We start from the raw sequence: 18,743 nt of genomic DNA on the forward strand, positions 1-18,743 counted from the left end.
GCTCAGCGCCGATGGTAGTGTGGCTAAGACCATGCGAGAGTAGGACACTGCCAGGCTCCAAATAAAACACCCCAGATCGGTTCAGCCGGTCTGGGGTTTTTTATTGCCTATCTCGCCAGATCCAACGCCCTCGGTGGACCGTTGAGATCAGTTGCAACGAAGATTCAGCCAGCGCAGCGACAGCATCAGCTCGAGTTAACAAGCTTGAGAACGGATTGCGTCCAATGCCATCCGTTCAAAGCCGGCGCTCATGACAACAATCGACGGCCTACGGGGGGCAGGACAGCGGAGCGAAGTGTTCACCCACACGCTGGCCGACACCCGTCCCGATCAAACTTCCGCAGTCGCCTGCTCGGCTGCTGTCCCGGCCGTCTTCTTCTTGCCGGGCAAGATGTTCATCAGCTTGCAGATGATTCCGAGCATGATCTCGTCGGCGCCGCCGCCGATCGAGGTCAGGCGTGAGTCTCGATATGCGCGCGACACGTTGTTGTCCCACATGTAGCCCTGGCCGCCCCAGTACTGGAGGCAGGTATCGGTCAATTCGCGACCGAGTCGTCCGACCTTGAGCTTGCACATCGAAGCGAGCATCGTCGCATCGCGACCCGCCACGTACTCCTCGGTCGCCTGATAGACCATGGCCTTCAGGGCTTCAACCTCTGTCTTCAATTCCGCCATGCGGAAATGGATGTACTGGTTGTCGATCAGCGGCTGGCCGAACGCGTGCCGCTGCCGCGTGTACTCGATCGTTTCGTTGATCAGGTTGGTGAAGCCGTCGATGCCGCACGCGGCGGCATACAGGCGTTCCTCCTGAAACTGCAGCATCTGATACATGAAACCCATGCCTTCCTGCCCGATCAGGTTGCGCTGCGGCACCCGAACGTTGTCGAGAAAGATCATGGCGGTGTCGCTGGACCGCATGCCGAGCTTGTCGAGCCGGGTCTTGCGATCGACGCCGACCGCGTCCATCGGCACGACAATCAGTGACTTGTTTTGATGCGCCTTGCCGTCTGACGTGTTGACCAGCACGCAGGCCCAGTCGGACTGCGTGCCGTTGGTGATCCACATCTTCGAGCCATTGATGACGTAATCGCCGCCTTCCTTGCGCGCCGTCGTCTTGATGCTGGCGACGTCGGATCCAGCGCCGGCTTCCGACACCGCGACCGACACGACGACGTCACCGGCAATCGCAGGCGCCAGATATTCCTTCCGCAGATCATCCGATCCGAAACGCGCCAGCGCCGGCGTTGCCATATCGGTCTGGACGCCGATCGCCATCGGAAGCGAGCCGTTGTTGCAGTTGCCAAGCGCCTGCGCGAAGACCACCTCATACGAGTAGTCGAGGCCCTGACCGCCATACGCTTCCGGCTTGGCAATGCCGAGCAGGCCGAGATTGCCCATCTTCTTCAGCACTTCATGTGCCGGCCAGATGCCCGCCTTTTCCCATTCGGCGATGTTCGGATTCAGTTCCTTGTCGACAAAACTGCGAACTTGCCGATACAGCTCCTTGTGCTCATGGGAAAGAATCATTACTCGTGCCTCGCCTCGGAATTTCCGTTAGCTATAGCATTTGCACCGCAACTGCGTAAACAGCACGCCGCAGAATCCCGCAGTACGGAAATGGTCATTTCCGATGAGAATCACCGACGCGGCGGCGTCACCACATTGCGCTTCAGCGGCGTCAGATCGACCGCGATCTCGAACAGCAGCGGCCAGTACTTTCCCGTGATCCAGAAATGGCCGGTGCGTTCGTCGAATGCGATGCCGTTCAGCACGTAATCCCGTGCGTTCCAGTTCGATGACTTTTCGAAACGTTCGGCAAGGCCAGTCAAATCCAGCCAAGCCATGATCTGGCCTGAAACCGGATCGATCACGGCGATGCGATCGGTCTGCCACAGATTGGCGTACAGCCGGCCATCGACCCATTCGAGTTCATTGATCTGATCGACTTCGATCGAACCCTCCCGAACCACGACGTGTCCAGTCTCGACATACCGTTCAGGGTCGAGGAACTGAAGCCGCGACGAACCATCGCTGCGAATCAGGCGCTTGCCGTCGTACGCGAGACCCCAGCCGTCGCTGGTGAGCGGAAAGCTGCCCAGTTTCTGCAGCTTGCGGTCATAGACATAGGCGCGGCGGCTCTGCCACGTCAGCTGGAAGATGCGTGTCGGCGTCACGGCGACACCTTCGCCGAACTCGCCCGGATCCAGCGAGGTCGATCGAAGGGGACGGAGGCCTGGCAGCTCGAACAGGCTCAGGCGTGACTCGCCGTAGAGTCCGGTACCTTCGATCAGCTGGCCGTCAACGATGACGAGGCCTTGCGTGAACGACATCAGCGCGTGCCGATGCTCGGCAATCACGCGATATGACAGCGTTGGCGGCGCGGCCGCGTGCGCCGCCCAACCCACCCAGCACGCCAGCGCCAGTACAATCCGCATCGCCCGCCCCGAGAAACGCCTGAAATGATCCGCAGCATGACGGGCTACGCCCGTGTTGAACAACTGGGCCCTGCCGGGCGACTGAGCTGGGAACTGCGCTCGGTCAACCACCGGTATCTCGAACTCCAGCTCAAGTTGCCGGAGGAGTTCCGCAGCCTCGAGAACGAGCTCCGCGCGCTTGCCACGCAGCGCATCGGCCGCGGCAAGGTCGAGGCAGGACTCCGGTTCAGTCGCGACGGCGTCGCTGCGGGCGCTCTTCAGATCGATGGCGAACGCCTGTCGGCCGTGCTTGCGGCGATCGAGCAGGTGTCCGCGCAATTGCGGACCTCGGCGGCACCGGACCCGATCCAGGTGCTCGCGTGGCCCGGTGTGGTCAAGCAGGAGCACACGCCGGAAATCGCTGCGCCGCTGGCCGAGGCGAGCCTGCTGTTCGCGGCGGCGCTCGACGATTTCACCAGCACCCGCAGCCGCGAAGGCGAGCGCACGCAGGCTTACCTGATCGAACGGCTCGATGCGATGGCGGTGCTGGTCGACCGCGTGCGCCTGCGCGCCCCGCAGGTGCGCGACGCCTGGCTCGAACGCCTGCGCGCAAAGATTGCCGATCTCGGTGTCGACGTCGAACCCGCGCGTCTGGCGCAGGAAGCGGCGATGGCCGCGCAGCGTCTGGATGTCGATGAAGAGCTGTCGCGACTGGCCAGCCACTTCGTCGAAGTGCGCGACACGCTCGCGCGCGACGAAGCGGTCGGACGCCGGCTCGATTTCCTGATGCAGGAACTGAATCGCGAAGCGAACACGTTGTCGTCGAAATCGCAGGACGCCGAAATGACCCGGTGCGCGGTCGAGATGAAAGTCATCATCGAACAGATGCGCGAGCAGGTTCAGAACATCGAATGAGCCGCAACGCCCCAGCCATCGCCTGCCACACCGCCGCCGAGACCCGTCATGGATGAAACCCTGATTCCCGGCACGCTGTGGATCGTTTCCGCCCCCAGCGGCGGCGGCAAGACCAGCCTGACCCGCGCGCTGGTGCCGCGCCTGAAGGATCAGGGCTGGCCGGCGGAGATTTCGGTCTCGTACACCACGCGTGCGCCGCGTTCCGGCGAGGAAGACGGCGTCCATTACCACTTCGTCGACGAACCGACGTTCGCCGCGATGGTCGAGCACGGCGATTTCCTCGAGCATGCCGAAGTCTTCGGCAAGCATTACGGAACCGGCCTGAGCCGGACCAAGCAGCTGCTGGGTCAGGGCATCGACGTCATCCTCGACATCGACTGGCAGGGCGCGCGGCAGATCCGCGCGCGGCGCTCGGACGTGCAGAGCGTGTTCATCCTGCCGCCATCGTCGATCGAGCTCGAACGTCGCCTTCGGGCGCGCGGCACCGACAATGACGATGTCATCGCCGCGCGGATGCGCGCCGCCAGAACCGAGATGGCGCATCACGCCGAGTACGACTACCTGCTGGTCAACCGCAACTTCGAGCGGGCGTTGGACGAGATGGCGGCGATCTTCATCGCCCGCCGCCTGCGCGGCGCAACCCAGCAGGCGCGTCACGAAGCCTTGATCGACAACCTGCTGAACGCTTGACAGGCAGCGCCGGATCGAGGCCGCTGGCACGGATTTCGCGCCGCCGCTATAATTCGCGGCTCCCCCGCAGCACACGAGCATCGCCCATGGCACGAGTGACCGTTGAAGATTGTCTGGACCGCATCCCGAACCAGTTCGAACTGACGCTGGTCGCTGCCAAGCGCGCCCGCCAGCTCGCGCGTGGCGCCGAAGCGAAGCTGCCGTGGGGCAACCACAAGTCGACCGTGCTGAGCCTGAAGGAAATCGCGCACGGCTACATCGACACCGGCGTGCTGCAGGAAGCCGATCTGCCGGCCATTCAGCAGCCGAAGATGGAACTCGAAGCGCTGGACCCGAGCTTCGATCTGTAAGCCGATCGACATCGTGTAAGCAAAAAGGAGCCGCAAGGCTCCTTTTTTGTGCCCGGCCGCTTCCGCAGCGACAGCCGGTGCTTCGGCTGTCGACAACCGAAAGTCCATCGTCCGAATCCGCGTGGCCCGCGTCTATACTCGGTCCATGGATATTCCGGTCATCTCGCGTATCGGCACGGCCATTCGCACGCAGCGGGTGGCGCGCGAGTACGGCATCGATGCCCTGATCCGCATCCTCGACGAATACCTGCCGGCGCCGCAGATCTCCGAGGTGCGCCGCGCCTACGAGTTCGGTGCGCGCATGCATGCCGGTCAGGCCCGCCAGTCCGGCGAGCCGTACATCTACCACCCGCTAGCCGTGGCCCGCATCCTCGCCGAGATGCGGCTCGACGCCACGACGCTATGCGCGGCGATCCTGCATGACGTGATCGAGGACACGCCGGTCGGCAAGGACGAGATCGCGCGGCTTTTCGGGCGCGATGTCGCCGAACTGGTCGACGGCGTGTCGAAGTTCCAGAAGGTCGAAGGCATGTCGCGCGCCGAGCGCCAGGCCGAAAGCGTGCGCAAGCTGCTGCTGGCGATGGCGCAGGACCTGCGCGTGATCCTCGTCAAGCTCGCCGATCGCCTGCACAACGTCCGCACGCTCGAAGGCGTGGAGCCGGCCAAGCGCCGCCGCGTGTCGCTCGAAACGCTGGAAATCTACGCGCCGATCGCGCAGCGCCTCGGCATCAACACCTTGCGCCAGGAACTGGAAGACCTGAGCTTCCAGAATCTCTACCCGAACCGCTACGAGGTGTTCCAGAAGGCGGTCAATGACCGCCTCGGCGACACCAAGGGGCTGATCAAGGAAATCGAGCACAAGCTCGAACGCGCGCTGAAGGAAGAGGGTATCGGCGCCAGCGTCGTCGGCCGGCAGAAGAACCTGTACGGCATCTACGAAAAGATGCAGCGCAAGCGCCTGCGCTTTCTCGACGTGATGGACCTGCTCGGCTTCCGCATCCTCGTCTCGAAGGTCGATGACTGCTACCGCGCGCTCGGCGTGGTGCATCACGCCTACCGGCCGATTTCCGAGCTGTTCAACGACTTCATCGCGAATCCGAAGGTCAACGGCTACCAGAGCCTGCACACGACCTGCATCGGGCCGCAGGGCCGCAAGATCGAGGTGCAGATCCGCACGCGCGACATGCACCACATCGCCGAAAACGGCATCGCGGCGCACTGGCAATACAAGCTCGATGGCAAGAATCCGGGCAAGGCCGCGTCGGGCCGCAACGATTCGCAGACCCAGCCGCAGAACCGCGCGCGGGAATGGCTCGGCAACCTGTTCGAGTCCCAGACCGGTGCCGCGCCGCTCGAATTCATCGAGAACGTCAAGGTCGACCTGTTCCCGGACGAGGTCTACGTGTTCACGCCGAAGGGCCAGATCCGGCAGCTGCCGCGCGGTTCCACGGCGGTCGACTTCGCCTACTCGGTCCATACCGAACTGGGCGATCACTGCGTCGCCGCCCGCGTCGATCAGCAGCTGGAACCGCTGAACACGGTGCTGAAGAACGGCCAGACCATCGAGATCATCACCGCCCGCCACGCGCGGCCGAACGCGGCCTGGCTGAACTACGTCAAGACGGTCAAGGCGCGGCAGCACATCCGCAATTTCCTGAAGAACCAGCGCGAGGACGAAGCGATTCGTCTCGGCCGCCGCCTGCTGGAGATCGCGCTGCGCGAACTGAACGTGCCGCTGTCGGTGCTGAAGGAGGAATCGACCGGTGCCGTGCTGAAGGCGTTCGGCCTGCAGGACATCGAAGACCTCTACGTGTCGATCGGCAGCGGCAGCCGGCTGGCGCCGCTGGTCGCGCGTCACTTCCTGCCCGACCCGAACCAGACGACGACGCCGGGCGAATCGGTGCCGCTGGCGGTGGAAGGTACCGAAGGCCTGGTCATCGACTACGCCAAGTGCTGCCACCCGATTCCGGGCGACGAGATCTGCGGCTATGTCTCGATCGGCCGCGGTATCGTCGTCCATCGTCTGGAATGCAAGCACGTGTCGGCCCGCAAGGGGGCCGCGCAGGAGCGCGTGCCGCTGATCTGGGCGCCGAGCGTGCAGGGCGATTTCCTGGCCGAGATCAAGCTCAAGGCCGAAAACCGGCGCGGCCTGCTGGCGACGGTGGCCGGCGAGATCGCAAGCGCCGGTTCCGGCATCGAGAACGTGCAGATGCCGGAACGCGATGGCGGCGATGCCGCACTCGAAATGCGCTTCGTGATCACCGTGCGCGATCGCGTGCACTTCGCGCGCGTGCTGCGTCGCCTGCGCCGGCTTGAGCCGGTGCAGCGCGTCACGCGCGTCTGAGCGCGGCATGCCCCAACCCAGCCATCTTTCGGTGATCCGTCTGTCATGGTGACGCTGCTGCTCGGCGCATTCGTCGGCATTGTGCTCGGTCTGACCGGTGCCGGTGGTTCGATCATCGCGGTGCCGCTGCTGATGGTGACGCTCGGCTGGACCCTGCCGCAGGCCGCCCCCGTGGCGCTGCTCGCGGTCGCGATGGCGGCCACCATCGGTGCGGTCACGGCCTGGCGGCAGAACCTCGTCCGTTATCGCGCGGCGACTCTGATGGTGATCGTCGGCTGGCTGACGACGCCGATCGGCGTTGCTGCCGCGCACCGTCTGCCGGCGTCGGTGCTGTCGATCCTGTTCTCGGCCGTGCTGGCTCTGGTGGCGGTCCGGTTGCTGCTGCAGGCGCGACGAATGCCGGAGGAGACGCGCATCGTCGCCGCGCGGCTCGATGGCGGTGATGCCCGCAACGCCGTGTGCCGAGTCAATCCGGAATCTGGCCGCATTCGCTGGAATTCACCGTGCGCGGCCGCACTCGCCAGCACCGGCGCGATGACCGGCGTCCTGTCCGGCCTGCTCGGCGTGGGCGGTGGCTTCATCATCGTGCCGGCGCTGCGCAAGGCCACCGAACTGACGATGCACGGCGCGGTGGCGACCTCGCTGATGGTGATCGCGCTGGTGTCGACCGGTGCGGCAATCGGTGCGCTGGCCCACGGCGCCGTGATCCCGGTGGCGGTGGGCGTGCCGTTCGTCGGTGGCGCGATGCTCGGCATGGGCGGCGGCCGCGTGCTGGCGCCGAAGATCGCCGGCCCGGCGCTGCAATCCGGTTTTGCCGTGCTGGTGCTGGTGATCGCGAGCGGCCTAACCGTGAAGGCGCTCGGCCTGATCTGAACGCTGGCGTGGGGCGCGGCAACCGCGCTAGTGTTCCCCGCATCCTCCCACCCGTCGGACCCGGTGCCGCCCGAATGGCGCGCCGCGCGTCGTCCGCCATTCACGCACGAGACCATCATGACCTGCGAAATCATCCACACCGACGACGCCCCAGCCGCCATTGGCACCTATTCGCAGGCGGTGAAGATCGGCAACACCGCCTATCTGTCGGGCCAGATTCCGCTCGATCCGAAGACGATGACCCTGACCAACGCCACGATCGAAGACGAGATCCATCAGGTCTTCAAGAACCTGCAGGCCGTTGCCGTGGCCTGCGGTGGTGGCCTCAAGGACATCGCCAAGCTCAACATCTTCCTGACCGATCTCGGCCACTTCGCGAAGGTCAACGAAATCATGAGCCAGTACTTCGTGCAGCCGTTCCCGGCGCGCGCGGCGATCGGCGTGGCGGCACTGCCGCGTGGGTCGAGGATCGAGGCGGATGCGGTGGTGGTGCTCGAATAACCCGGTGGCTGGTTCCGCAACGCCCGAGCGTGATGCCGTGAAGCGCGCAACACCGGCGCAAAACGCCGAACTGCGCCTGCGCAAGCGTCGCGTCTGGCAGGTCGGCTTGACCATCGTCGTCATGCTGGTGATCGGCGGTTGGGAAGCCCGCGTCATTTTCGGGAAGAACGGGCTTGCGGCGGTCTTCGCGATCGGAAACATCCTCTTCTTCGGCTGGACGTTGGTCGGGCACTCGATCTACATGCGATGTCCCGCAGGTCTGCACAGCTTTCCGCAGTACCGCCCCTATCGCGTTTGCTCATCGTGCAACGTGCATTTCGATGATTGAGGTCGTCTTGCGCACATCGTTCGATCCCGCGACCGCAAAGTCGCGCCGGACATGAACGTCCGCAGCGACAGGCCGAAAGGCAAGAAGCCGCCGCTGACCCTCGCCACCGAGCTGACCTTCCTCAAGGGAGCCGGCCCGGCGGTGGCGATGAAGCTGAAACCGCTGGGGCTGGAGCGGGTCGGCGATCTGCTTTTGCATCTGCCGACGCGCTACGAGGATCGCCGCCGGATCCTGCCGATTGCCGAGGTTCGCAACGGCGAGGAAGCGCTGGTCTGCGGCCGCGTGGTGTCGACCGAGGTGCGCTTCGGCGCCAAGCGCTGGCTGCGCGTGGTGATCGACGACGGCCGCAGCAGCATGGTGCTGCGCTTCTTCCACTTCAACGAGGTGCAGAAGGCGGCACTGGTCGAAAACCGCTGGGTCCGTGCGTTCGGCACCGGGCGGATCACGCCGAACGGCGCGGAGATGGTCCATCCCGAATATCGCGTGGCGGATTCCGCCGCCGAACTGCCGCCGGAGGACCGCCTCACGCCGATCTACGGTCTGACCACCGGCATCACCCAAACCCGTGTGCGCGCGCTGATCCAGCAGGCGCTGGCCGTGGCGCAGGCGGACCCGGACTTCACCGCCGATTTTCCCGGCCTCGGCGGCCCGGCCACGCTGGCCGCGCTGCGCACGCTGCACGAGCCGGATGGCCGCGATCTGGGCGATCTGCTGCTCGACCGTCATCCAGCCCAGATCCGGCTGGTGCGCGAGGAATTGCTGGCGCATCAGCTGTGCATGCGGCTCTTGCGCAAGCAGACCAAGGCCGCACCCGGCGCGCGGATCGAGGCGGTGCTGGCCGCGACCGCGCAACTGCAGGGCCGGCTGCCGTTCGTGATGACCGGCGCCCAGCGCCGCGTGATCGGCGACATCGCCCATGACCTGTCGGCCGGCAAGCCGATGTTGCGGCTGATCCAGGGCGATGTCGGTTCCGGCAAGACCGTGGTCGCGGCGGCGGCGATGCTCGGCTGCGCGCAGGTCGGCCTGCAGTCGGTGCTGATGGCACCGACCGAGCTGCTGGTCGAGCAGCACGCCCGGACGCTCGCCGCGTGGCTGAACCCGCTCAGGGTCGAGGTCGGCCTGCTGCTCGGCAAGATGAAGAAATCCGAACGTGACGAGGCGCTGCGCCGCGCGGCGAGCGGCGAGGTCAAGGTCTGGGTCGGCACCCATGCGCTGTTTCAGGGCGACATGGCGTTCAAGCGGCTGGCGATGATCGTCGTCGACGAGCAGCACCGCTTCGGCGTGGGCCAGCGGCTGGCACTGCGCGACAAGGGCCCGGCCGGCGTCACGCCGCATCAGCTGATCATGTCGGCCACTCCGATTCCGCGGACGCTGGCGCAGACCATCTACGCCGATCTCGATGTCTCGGTGATCGACGAACTGCCGCCCGGCCGCACGCCGGTGCAGACCGTCGTGGTCTCGAACGAGCGCCGTCACGACGTGCTGCTGCGCATCGGCGAAGCCTGCCGGCAGGGGCGGCAGGCCTACTGGGTCTGCACCTTGATCGAGGAAAACTCCGAATTGCAGGCGCAGGCGGCGGAGGAAACCTATCGCCAGCTGCGCGAGGAACTGCCGGAGCTGCGCGTCGGCCTGGTCCACGGGCGACTGAAGCCGGCGGAAAAGGAAGCGCAGATGCGCGCGTTCCAGAGTGGTGCCACACAACTGCTGGTGGCGACGACGGTGATCGAAGTCGGGGTCGACGTGCCGAACGCCAGCATCATGATCATCGACAATGCCGAGCGTCTGGGGCTTTCGCAGCTGCATCAGTTGCGCGGCCGCGTCGGTCGCGGCGCCACCGCCAGCCAGTGCCTGCTGATGTACCAGGGCCCGCTCGGCGAAGGTTCGAAGGCGCGGCTCGAAGTGATGCGCACCACGACCGACGGCTTCGTCATCGCCCAGAAGGATCTGGAACTGCGCGGCCCGGGCGAACTGCTCGGCCGGCGCCAGACGGGCCTGATCGGCCTCAAGATCGCGGACCCGGTGCGCGATTCGGCGCTGATCCCGCCGCTGCAGAAGCTGGCGGACGACTGGTGGCTGAAGACGCCGAAGGAGGCGCGCCGGATGATCGCGCGCTGGATCGGCGATGCCGAGCGCTATGCGCAGGTCTAGCGGCTCATTCGCTCGATGAGCGTCGCAAGCGAGCGCATCGCAGGCTGATCGGGAGCCGATTCGACGCGGTCGGCACGCCGCTGTCGCAGTCCCGTCGATCGCCGCTGGCACAATGGCGCGATGAAATCCCCGGTTCTGGTCTTGATCCCGATGCTGCTGGCGCTCGCCGCCGGTGCCGTGCTGCCGTTTCAGGCCGTGCTCAATGGGCAGCTGCGCGGGCTGCTCGGCAGTCCGTTCGCGGCAGGGCTCGTATCGTTCTCGGCCGGCACGCTGTTGTTGCTTGCCATCGTGCTGCTGCTGCGCACGCCGTGGCCGGCGAATGTGGCGGCGGTGCCGTGGTATCTGTGGGTCGCCGGCGGCACGCTCGGCGTGGGTTACCTGATCATGAGCATCTGGCTGCCGCCGATGCTCGGCGTGGCACTGACGTTCGGGCTGATCGTCGCCGGGCAGCTGGCGATGTCCCTGGCGCTGGACCACTTCGGCTGGCTGGGCGTGGCGCAGCACGCGATCAACCCGTGGCGGGTGCTCGGTGCGGCCCTGATCGTGGCCGGCGTGATCCTGATCCGGAAGTTCTAGGCTGATGGCGTCCCGCGAGAAAACGCCGGCTCCGCAATCCGGCGACGGCAAGCTGCTGGATTACGCCCGACTGATGCGGCTCGACAAGCCGGTCGGCATCTATCTGCTGCTCTGGCCCACGCTGTGGGCGCTGTGGTTCGCCGCCGACGGCACGCCGCCGCTGCACCTGCTGCTGATCTTCGTCGCCGGCACCGTGCTGATGCGCAGTGCCGGCTGCGTCATCAACGATTTCGCCGATCGCAACTTCGATGGCCACGTGGAACGCACGAAGCACCGGCCGATTGCCGCCGGTCGCGTGTCGCCGCGGGAAGCGCTGGTGCTGTTCGCGGTACTGGCGCTGCTGGCGTTGGCCGTGGCCGCGCCGCTGAATGCGCTGGCGCTGGGCCTGTCGGTGCCGGCCGCGGCGCTGGCGGCGAGCTATCCGTTCGCCAAGCGTTTCCACAGCCTGCCGCAGGCGCATCTCGGGATCGCGTTCTCGTGGGGCATCCCGATGGCGTTCGCAGCCGTAACAGGCTCCGTGGACTGGACGATGGCCGGCCTGCTGATGGCCGCGAACCTCGCCTGGGTGATCGCCTACGACACGCTGTACGCGATGGTCGACCGCGAGGACGACCTGAAGATCGGCGTGAAATCGAGCGCGATCCTGTTCGGATCCGCGGATCGGCTGATCGTCGGGCTGCTGCATGGGGTGTCGCTGCTGCTGCTGGCGCTGGCCGGGCTGCGGGCCGGCCTGAACGGCGCGTACTTCGCCGGGCTGGCGCTGGCCGGGCTGGCGGCGGTGCATCAGCAGTGGCAGGTGCGGCATCGGGACCGGGCGGCGTGCTTTTCGGCCTTTCTGCAGAACAATCGTTTTGGCGCGCTGGTCTTCATCGGCCTGCTCGTCGCTCATCTGACTTCGTGAACGCTCCGCCATGATCCTGAGAATGCTGTCGACCACGCTGCTGCCGGTCGCTGTCCTGACGTCCGGCTGTGCCCGGCACATCGGCAAGCCGGACGTTCCGGCGCCGGCCCGCGTCGAGCGCAGCTACACCATCCAGCGGGATCAGCTGTTCACCCCGCCGAACTGGCCGAAATCGCTGCTGGCCGATGTCTACGTGCCGAACGGCGAGCCACCGGCCGGCGGGCGCTGGCCGGCGGTGCTGGTGATCCACGGCGGCGCCTGGAGCAGCGGCGACCGCAAGCAGGTCGAAGGCATCGCCGCGCGGGTGGCGAAGCGCGGCTACGTCGCGGTGAACGTCACCTATCGGCTGGCGCCGGACTCGATCTTCCCGGCGCAGATCGTCGACGTGCAGCAGGCCGTGCGCTGGCTGCGCGGCAATGCCGAGCGCTACAAGGTCGATCCGGCCCGCATCGGCGCCTGGGGCTATTCCGCGGGCGCCCATCTCGCGGCACTGCTCGGCGGCATCGGTCCCGGTGACCGGCTGTACCGCGAGGATGCGCGAGTGTCCGTCGTCATCGCCGGCGGCATTCCGTCGGACCTGCGCAAGTTCCACGGCGGCACCATCGTGCCGAAGTTCCTCGGCGAGACCTGGACCGAGCAGTCGGTCGCGTTCCGCGAGTCGTCACCCGCCGCGTACGTGTCGGCCGGCGATCCGCCGGTGTTCCTGTACCACGGCAGCTGGGACACGCTGGTGCCGTTCGATCAGGCCACCGACTACAAGGCCGCGCTCGATGCCGCCGGCGTGCCGAACGAGCTCTACGTGCTGCGCGGCCTCGGCCACATCCTGACCTTTCTGATGGACGGCGCCGCTGTGCAGCGCGGCGCCGATTTCCTCGACCGGCATCTGCGGGATCGCTGAAGGCTCACGCCACCCGCGCCGCCGTCCAGACCTCGATCCGGGCGGCACCCGCTTCGCGGCAGGCTTTCGCGAGTTCGTTGACGGTGCTGCCGGTCGTCATCACGTCGTCGACCAGCGCGATGTGCAGGCCGGCCACGCGGCCATCGACCGCGAATGCGCCGCGCACTTCCCGATGCCTCGCGACCGCGCCCTGGCCGATCTGATCGGCGGTGGCGCGGGTGCGCACCGCGCAGTGCGCGTCGATCGGGATCGCGAGGCGGCGCGTGATGCCACGGGCCAGTTCCAGCGCCTGGTTGTAGCCGCGCTGGCGCAGACGGCTCGCATGCAGCGGCACCGGGATCAGCAATTCGGGCATCGGCGCCGGCCGCGCGGCGACCCGCCGGGCGATTTCCTCCCCGAGCCAGCGCGATTGGCGGAACTGCGCGTGGTACTTCAGGCCGAAGATCGCCTGACTGATCGGCGTTTCGTAGCGGAACGCCGAAAGTGCTGAATCCTGCGGCGGCGGTTCGGCCGAGCAGCGCGCGCACAGGTGTACGTCAGCGCCCCGCATCGGCAGTGCGCAGGCGGGGCACGCGACGTCGTTCCACGGCAGGCCGGCGCGGCAGCCGGCGCAGATCGGGCCGCCGCGCTCGGCATCCCGTTCGAGCGCGCCGTGGCACAGCAGGCAGGCCGACGGCACGATCCAGCGGCGCAGGCCGCTCGCGAGCTGCCGGCGCCAGGCGGAGACGTCAACCATCATCGCCGGCTCACGGTTGACAGCCCTGCCATGCCGGCGGAAAACTGCCGCTTCCCCACGATTCCCGGAATCCCGTCATGCAGGCTGCTGCCAGCGTCGCCCCGTCCTCGAAGCCTGCGATTCGCCCGAACGCGGACGATCGCCGCCATGACTGGACGCGCGCCGATGTCGAAGCGCTGTTCGCGCTGCCGTTCAGCGATCTGCTCTTCCGTGCGCAGAGTGTTCATCGCCTGCATTTCGACCCGAATGCCGTGCAGTTGTCCACCCTGCTGTCGATCAAGACGGGTGCCTGTCCGGAAGACTGCGCGTATTGCCCGCAGAGCGCGCGCTTCGATACCGGGCTCAAGGCCGAGAAGCTGATGCCGCTGGCCGAGGTCGTGAAGGCGGCCGAGGAAGCCAAGGCCAACGGCGCGACCCGCTTCTGCATGGGCGCGGCGTGGCGCTCGCCGAAGGACAAGGACATCGAGAAGGTGTCCGAGATGGTCCGCGAAGTGAAGGCGCTGGGGCTGGAAACCTGCGTCACGCTCGGCATGCTGAAGCCGGCGCAGGCGCAGGATCTGGCGAGCGCCGGCCTCGACTACTACAACCACAATCTCGACACCTCGCCGGAGTACTACGGCGAGATCATCTCGACCCGCACCTACGAGGATCGTCTCGAAACGCTCGCCAATGTCCGCGAAGCCGGCCTGAAGGTCTGCTGTGGCGGCATCGTCGGCATGGGCGAGTCGGAGACCGACCGCGTCGAATTCCTGCGGGCGCTGGCCAACCTGCCGGCACATCCGGAATCCGTGCCGATCAATGAACTGGTCGCCGTCGGCGGCACGCCGCTGGCCGATGCCGCGCCGCTGGATCCGCTCGACTTCGTCCGCACCATCGCCGTCGCCCGCATCCTGATGCCGCAGAGCTATGTGCGCCTGTCGGCCGGCCGCACGCAGATGTCCGACGAGACGCAGGCGCTGTGCTTCCTCGCCGGCGCCAATTCGATCTTCTACGGCGAGCGGCTGCTGACCACGCACAACCCGCAGAACGAGCGCGATCGCGCGCTGTTCGCGAAGCTCGGCATTCACCCGGACGTCCGCGCGACCCAGGAAGTGGCCGTGGGCTGCGAGGCTTGAGCCCGCTCGACACCCGGCTGCGCGGCGAGCTGGAGCGGCTGCGCGCCGCCGACCTGTATCGCGTGCGCCGGGCGGTCGACGGCAGCCATGGCGTCGATCTGACCGTCGGCGGCCGGCGCTGCATCAACTTCTGCAGCAACGATTATCTGGGCCTCGCATCCGACCCGCGCGTGGCCGAAGCGGCGCGCGTCGCGCTGGGGCGTACCGGCACCGGCAGTGGCGCGGCGGCGCTGGTGTCCGGCTACAACGGCGAGCATCGGGCGCTGGAAGAGGAACTGGCCGAGTTCATCGGCCGGCCGCGCGTGCTGCTGTTCTCCAGCGGCTGGGCGGCCAATCTCGGCACCTTGCGGGCGCTGTTCGGCAAGGGCGACACGCTGGTCTGCGACGAACTGAACCACGCCAGCCTGATCGATGGCGCGCGGCTGGCCGGCGCGCGCTACGGCCGCTATCCGCATGGCGACCTGGCCGCGGTCGAGACCGAACTGCGACTGGCGCGCGATGCCGGCGGCGAGATCGGCATCGTCACCGACTCCGTGTTCAGCATGGATGGCGACATCGCCGACGTCGATGCGCTGTCCGCGCTGGCGCAGCGCCACAGTGCCAGCCTGATCGTCGACGATGCGCACGGCTTCGGCGTGATCGGCGACGACGGCCGCGGCATCGCGACCGACGCCGACGTGTACGTGGCCACGCTCGGCAAGAGCCTCGGCGCAGCCGGGGCCTTCGTGGCCGGGTCCGAGCCGCTGATCGAGTACCTGATCCAGCGGGCGCGGACCTGGGTGTTCTCGACGGCACCGCCACCGGCGATCGCCGCCGCTGCCCGCGCCGCGCTCCGGATCATCCGCAGCGAACCCGAGCACCGGCAGCGGTTGCACGCGAACATCGCCCGCTTCCGCGCCGGCATGGCGGCACTCGGCCCGGACCTGCCGATCACCGTGATGGCGTCGGACACGCCGATCCAGCCGCTGATCGTCGGCGATGCGGCGGCGGCGATGGCGCTGTCGCGCAGCCTGTACCAGCGCGGCTACTGGGTCGCCGCGATCCGGCCGCCGACGGTGCCGGCCGGCACCTCGCGGCTGCGACTGACCCTGTCGGCCGCGCACACGCCGGCGCAGATCGACGACCTGATCGAGCAGCTGCGCGCCGCGATCGCGGAATGTTTCGGCGCTGCCACGGTCCAGAATCCCGTGCCCGAACCGATGGCCTGAGCGCGTGGCGAAAATCCTGTTGGTCACCGGCACCGATACCGGTGTCGGCAAAACCCATGCGGCCTGTGCGCTGGTCCGGGCGCTGCGCGCGCAGGGGCTTGTCGTCGGTGTCATGAAGCCGGTGGCCAGCGGCTGCGAGCGGACGGCCGATGGCCTGCGCAATGACGACGCGCTGGCGCTGATCGCTGCTTCCGGCCGCGATTGGCCGTACGCCGACGTCAACCCTTATGCGCTGGCGCAGCCGATCGCGCCGCATCTCGCCGCCATCGCCGACGGCGTCACCATCGATACCGCCGTGCTCGATGTCGCTGTCGAGCGGCTGGTCGCGCAGTGCGAGGTGCTGGTGATCGAAGGCGCCGGCGGTTGGCGGGTACCGCTGAACGAGCGCGACTCGATGGCCGGCTGGGTGTCGCGCCATCACTGGCCGGTGCTTTTGGTCGTCGGCCTGCGGCTGGGCTGCATCAATCACGCGCTGCTCAGTGCCGAATCGATCGCGCGGCGTGTCCCGCTGGTCGGGTGGGTCGGCAATCGTCTGCCGCCGGAACAGGCCGAGTGGCGCGACAACGTCGCCGCGCTCGACCAGCGGTTGCCGGCGCCGCGGATCGCGATCCTGCCGCCGCACGGCGAGCCGGATGGCGCTGACGGCTTCGATTTGAAGGCGCTTCTGTCCCGGCTTTGACGCGTCGTCCAGCCCGCGTGACACCGGGCGAGTACCGGCGGTGTGACATCGCGGGTTTCGGCACGGGGAAGCCGATAGGAGTGACCAATCAAAAGCCCTTGTCTGCGTGCGGAACGCTGGAAAGACAAGGCTTTGCGGCGACCGCTTCATCCACTACAATCCGCCCGCTGAACGCCCGGCATCTTCCGGCCCGCTGGTGGAACGTGCAGTGACCAATCCGCGCAACACCCAAGTCGTGATCGGGCCGAACGCGTCGATGGACACGCGCATGGCCGTGACGTTCATGGTCGTGATGGCGGTGGTATCGCTGGCCATCGCGGGTGCTTTTGCGGCAATCGGGCTGTGGCCGATCCTGCCGTTCGCCGGTCTCGAACTGGGCGCGCTGGGTGTGGCGCTGCATGTCAGCCTGCGGCGCAACCGGTACCGCGAAGTGATCAGCTTCAGCGACCGGGAGCTGCGGGTGGAGTGCGGCATGGCGGGTGAAGGGGCGCGTCTGGTGACGGAATGGCCCCGCTCGTCGACCCGGGTGCTGCTGGAAACGGGCGTCAATCGGAACGATCCGACGCGGCTGGTGCTGAGCAACGGCGGCCGGCGACTGACATTGGGGCGGTGCCTCACGGACGAGGACCGGGAACGGCTTGCAGCACGATTGCGCGAGCTGGTGCTGGCCGGTTGGGCAGCGGTGCCGCAGGACGCGGCAGAAAGCGAATCGCCGAACGGCATCTGAATTCTTCTTGGTGGACCTTCTGGGGCTGGAGTGGATATGTCGAACCTGATTCGTGGCCTTCGCGGCCTCGCACTGACCGGTCTCGCCGGCAGTTTCGCGGCGCACGCCGCAACGCCGGACACTGTCGAGAACGCGTACTGGAACCTGCCGAAAGGCGTGACCGACATCAGCCATGAAGTGTTCAACCTGCACATGGCGGCGTTCTGGGTTTGCGTGGCGATCGCCGTCGTCGTGTTCGGCGTGATGTTCTATTCGGTGTTCGCGCACCGCCGTTCGAAGAACCCGGTGCCGGCAACGTTCCACCACTCGACCACGGTCGAGATCATCTGGACGATCGTGCCGTTCCTGATCCTGATCGGGCTCGCCGTGCCGGCCGCCGGCACGCTGATCAAGCAGTACGACACGCGCAACGCCGACATGACGGTGAAGATCACCGGCTACCAGTGGAAGTGGCAGTACGAATACGTCGGCGAAAACGTCAGCTTCTTCTCGACCCTGGACGAGAAGTCGAACGAAGCCCGCCAGCTCGGCTCCGGCATCGACCCGAAGACGGTCCCGAACTACCTGCGCAACGTCGACAACTACCTCGTGGTGCCGGTCGGCAAGAAGGTTCGCTTCCTGCTGACCGCGAACGACGTCATCCATGGCTGGTGGGTGCCCGACCTCGCGATCAAGAAGGACGCGATCCCGGGCTTCATCAACGAGATGTGGACCAAGATCAACGAGCCGGGCGTTTACCGCGGCGGCTGCACCGTGCTGTGCGGCCGCGACCACGGCTTCATGCCGATCGTGATCGAAGCGAAGTCGGAAACCGACTACGCCGCCTGGCTCGCCGCCAAGAAGGGTGGCGACGCTGCCGCTCCGGCCGCAGAACCGGCGGCTGCGCCGACGCCGGCCGCCGCGCTTCCGGCGAAGCTCGAGGTGGCCGCTGCCGCCACCACGGCGACCGACGCCGTCGTCGATGCCAAGCCGGTGCAGCTGGCTGCGGCCGACACCGCGGCCGCGCCCGCCCCGGCGGCTGCCGCGGCACCGGCGACGAAGGAAGAACTGATCGCCCGTGGCGAGAAGGTGTACAAGGTCAACTGCATGGCCTGCCATCAGGCGACCGGCGCCGGGCTGGCACCGACCTTCCCGAGCCTGATCGGGTCGGCGGTCGTCGCGGGCCCGATCGATGCTCAGATCAAGCAGGTACTGAACGGCAAGAACGCGATGCCGCCGTTCGCTCGCCTGAAGGATGCCGACATCGCCGCCGTCGTCACCTACACCCGCAACTCGTTCGGCAACAAGGTCGGCGACGCCGCCTCCGCCGAACAGGTCGCGAAGCTGCGCTGAGTTTCGCG

The 18,743-nt window shown here is 67.0% G+C and carries 19 protein-coding genes; 16 read left to right on the forward strand and 3 right to left on the reverse strand.

The features are described from left to right. Window positions 1-330 precede the first annotated feature (330 nt). On the reverse strand, window positions 331-1,527 hold the full coding sequence (locus tag QZ951_RS18750) for an acyl-CoA dehydrogenase family protein (RefSeq protein ID WP_293003404.1): 1,197 nt from the start codon (window positions 1,525-1,527) through the stop codon (window positions 331-333). A 110-nt stretch (window positions 1,528-1,637) separates the two neighbouring features. Next, window positions 1,638-2,435 (reverse strand): glutaminyl-peptide cyclotransferase, encoded by a 798-nt coding sequence (locus tag QZ951_RS18755; RefSeq protein WP_293003406.1) that lies wholly within the window; start codon window positions 2,433-2,435, stop codon window positions 1,638-1,640. Between the two features lie 36 nt (window positions 2,436-2,471). On the opposite strand from QZ951_RS18755, the gene QZ951_RS18760 reads away from it, so the two are divergent. The 11 genes from QZ951_RS18760 to QZ951_RS18810 all read left to right on the forward strand — a co-directional run bounded on the left by QZ951_RS18760 (window position 2,472) and on the right by QZ951_RS18810 (window position 12,938). Next, window positions 2,472-3,329 carry a YicC/YloC family endoribonuclease gene (locus tag QZ951_RS18760; RefSeq protein ID WP_293003486.1) on the forward strand — a complete coding sequence of 286 codons (858 nt, stop codon included), beginning with the start codon at window positions 2,472-2,474 and terminating at the stop codon, window positions 3,327-3,329. A gap of 60 nt (window positions 3,330-3,389) precedes the next feature. Beyond that, window positions 3,390-4,019 (forward strand): guanylate kinase, encoded by a 630-nt coding sequence (gene gmk / locus QZ951_RS18765; protein ID WP_366943990.1) that lies wholly within the window; start codon window positions 3,390-3,392, stop codon window positions 4,017-4,019. Window positions 4,020-4,105: 86 nt separating this feature from the next. Further along, the gene (gene rpoZ / locus QZ951_RS18770; protein ID WP_293003410.1) at window positions 4,106-4,369 is read left to right on the forward strand and encodes a DNA-directed RNA polymerase subunit omega; all 264 of its coding nucleotides are present in this window, start codon (window positions 4,106-4,108) and stop codon (window positions 4,367-4,369) included. A gap of 145 nt (window positions 4,370-4,514) precedes the next feature. After that, window positions 4,515-6,713 carry a bifunctional (p)ppGpp synthetase/guanosine-3',5'-bis(diphosphate) 3'-pyrophosphohydrolase gene (locus QZ951_RS18775; protein WP_293003412.1) on the forward strand — a complete coding sequence of 733 codons (2,199 nt, stop codon included), beginning with the start codon at window positions 4,515-4,517 and terminating at the stop codon, window positions 6,711-6,713. A 45-nt stretch (window positions 6,714-6,758) separates the two neighbouring features. Further along, window positions 6,759-7,586: a sulfite exporter TauE/SafE family protein gene (locus QZ951_RS18780; protein ID WP_293003414.1), complete on the forward strand. Its 828-nt coding sequence runs from the start codon at window positions 6,759-6,761 to the stop codon at window positions 7,584-7,586. 117 nt (window positions 7,587-7,703) lie between these two features. After that, window positions 7,704-8,087, forward strand: a complete 384-nt coding sequence (locus tag QZ951_RS18785; RefSeq protein WP_293003416.1) for a RidA family protein — start codon at window positions 7,704-7,706, stop codon at window positions 8,085-8,087. Between the two features lie 4 nt (window positions 8,088-8,091). After that, a complete protein-coding gene (locus QZ951_RS18790; RefSeq protein WP_293003419.1) occupies window positions 8,092-8,415 on the forward strand; it encodes a hypothetical protein in 324 nt (107 codons plus the stop codon). A gap of 51 nt (window positions 8,416-8,466) precedes the next feature. After that, window positions 8,467-10,563, forward strand: coding sequence for an ATP-dependent DNA helicase RecG (gene recG, locus QZ951_RS18795; protein WP_293003421.1), 2,097 nt, complete (start codon window positions 8,467-8,469; stop codon window positions 10,561-10,563). Window positions 10,564-10,683: 120 nt separating this feature from the next. Then, on the forward strand, window positions 10,684-11,139 hold the full coding sequence (locus tag QZ951_RS18800; protein WP_293003423.1) for a DMT family transporter: 456 nt from the start codon (window positions 10,684-10,686) through the stop codon (window positions 11,137-11,139). Between the two features lie 4 nt (window positions 11,140-11,143). Beyond that, window positions 11,144-12,040 (forward strand): 4-hydroxybenzoate octaprenyltransferase, encoded by an 897-nt coding sequence (ubiA, locus tag QZ951_RS18805; RefSeq protein ID WP_293003425.1) that lies wholly within the window; start codon window positions 11,144-11,146, stop codon window positions 12,038-12,040. A 10-nt stretch (window positions 12,041-12,050) separates the two neighbouring features. Continuing rightward, the gene (locus QZ951_RS18810) at window positions 12,051-12,938 is read left to right on the forward strand and encodes an alpha/beta hydrolase (protein ID WP_293003427.1); all 888 of its coding nucleotides are present in this window, start codon (window positions 12,051-12,053) and stop codon (window positions 12,936-12,938) included. Window positions 12,939-12,942: 4 nt separating this feature from the next. Here the strand turns inward: QZ951_RS18810 and QZ951_RS18815 are convergent, their stop codons facing one another. Next, window positions 12,943-13,677, reverse strand: a complete 735-nt coding sequence (locus QZ951_RS18815) for a ComF family protein (protein ID WP_293003429.1) — start codon at window positions 13,675-13,677, stop codon at window positions 12,943-12,945. Window positions 13,678-13,751: 74 nt separating this feature from the next. Here QZ951_RS18815 and bioB point away from each other — a divergent pair, with 74 nt between their 5' ends. The 5 genes from bioB (at window position 13,752) to coxB (ending at window position 18,735) form a co-directional block, all read left to right on the forward strand. Next, complete coding sequence (bioB, locus tag QZ951_RS18820) at window positions 13,752-14,789, forward strand: biotin synthase BioB (protein WP_366943989.1); 1,038 nt, start codon at window positions 13,752-13,754, stop codon at window positions 14,787-14,789. After that, complete coding sequence (bioF, locus tag QZ951_RS18825; RefSeq protein ID WP_293003432.1) at window positions 14,786-15,997, forward strand: 8-amino-7-oxononanoate synthase; 1,212 nt, start codon at window positions 14,786-14,788, stop codon at window positions 15,995-15,997. Before bioB ends, bioF begins: the two co-directional genes overlap by 4 nt. 4 nt (window positions 15,998-16,001) lie before the next feature. Further along, the gene (bioD, locus tag QZ951_RS18830; protein WP_293003434.1) at window positions 16,002-16,676 is read left to right on the forward strand and encodes a dethiobiotin synthase; all 675 of its coding nucleotides are present in this window, start codon (window positions 16,002-16,004) and stop codon (window positions 16,674-16,676) included. A gap of 208 nt (window positions 16,677-16,884) precedes the next feature. Further along, entirely contained in the window at window positions 16,885-17,403 is a 519-nt protein-coding gene (locus QZ951_RS18835) for a DUF2244 domain-containing protein (protein ID WP_293003437.1), read from the forward strand. A gap of 36 nt (window positions 17,404-17,439) precedes the next feature. Continuing rightward, window positions 17,440-18,735 carry a cytochrome c oxidase subunit II gene (gene coxB / locus QZ951_RS18840; protein WP_293003440.1) on the forward strand — a complete coding sequence of 432 codons (1,296 nt, stop codon included), beginning with the start codon at window positions 17,440-17,442 and terminating at the stop codon, window positions 18,733-18,735. Window positions 18,736-18,743: the final 8 nt, after the last annotated feature.

The organism is Nevskia sp. (genome assembly GCF_021732705.1).
Classification (GTDB): domain Bacteria; phylum Pseudomonadota; class Gammaproteobacteria; order Nevskiales; family Nevskiaceae; genus Nevskia.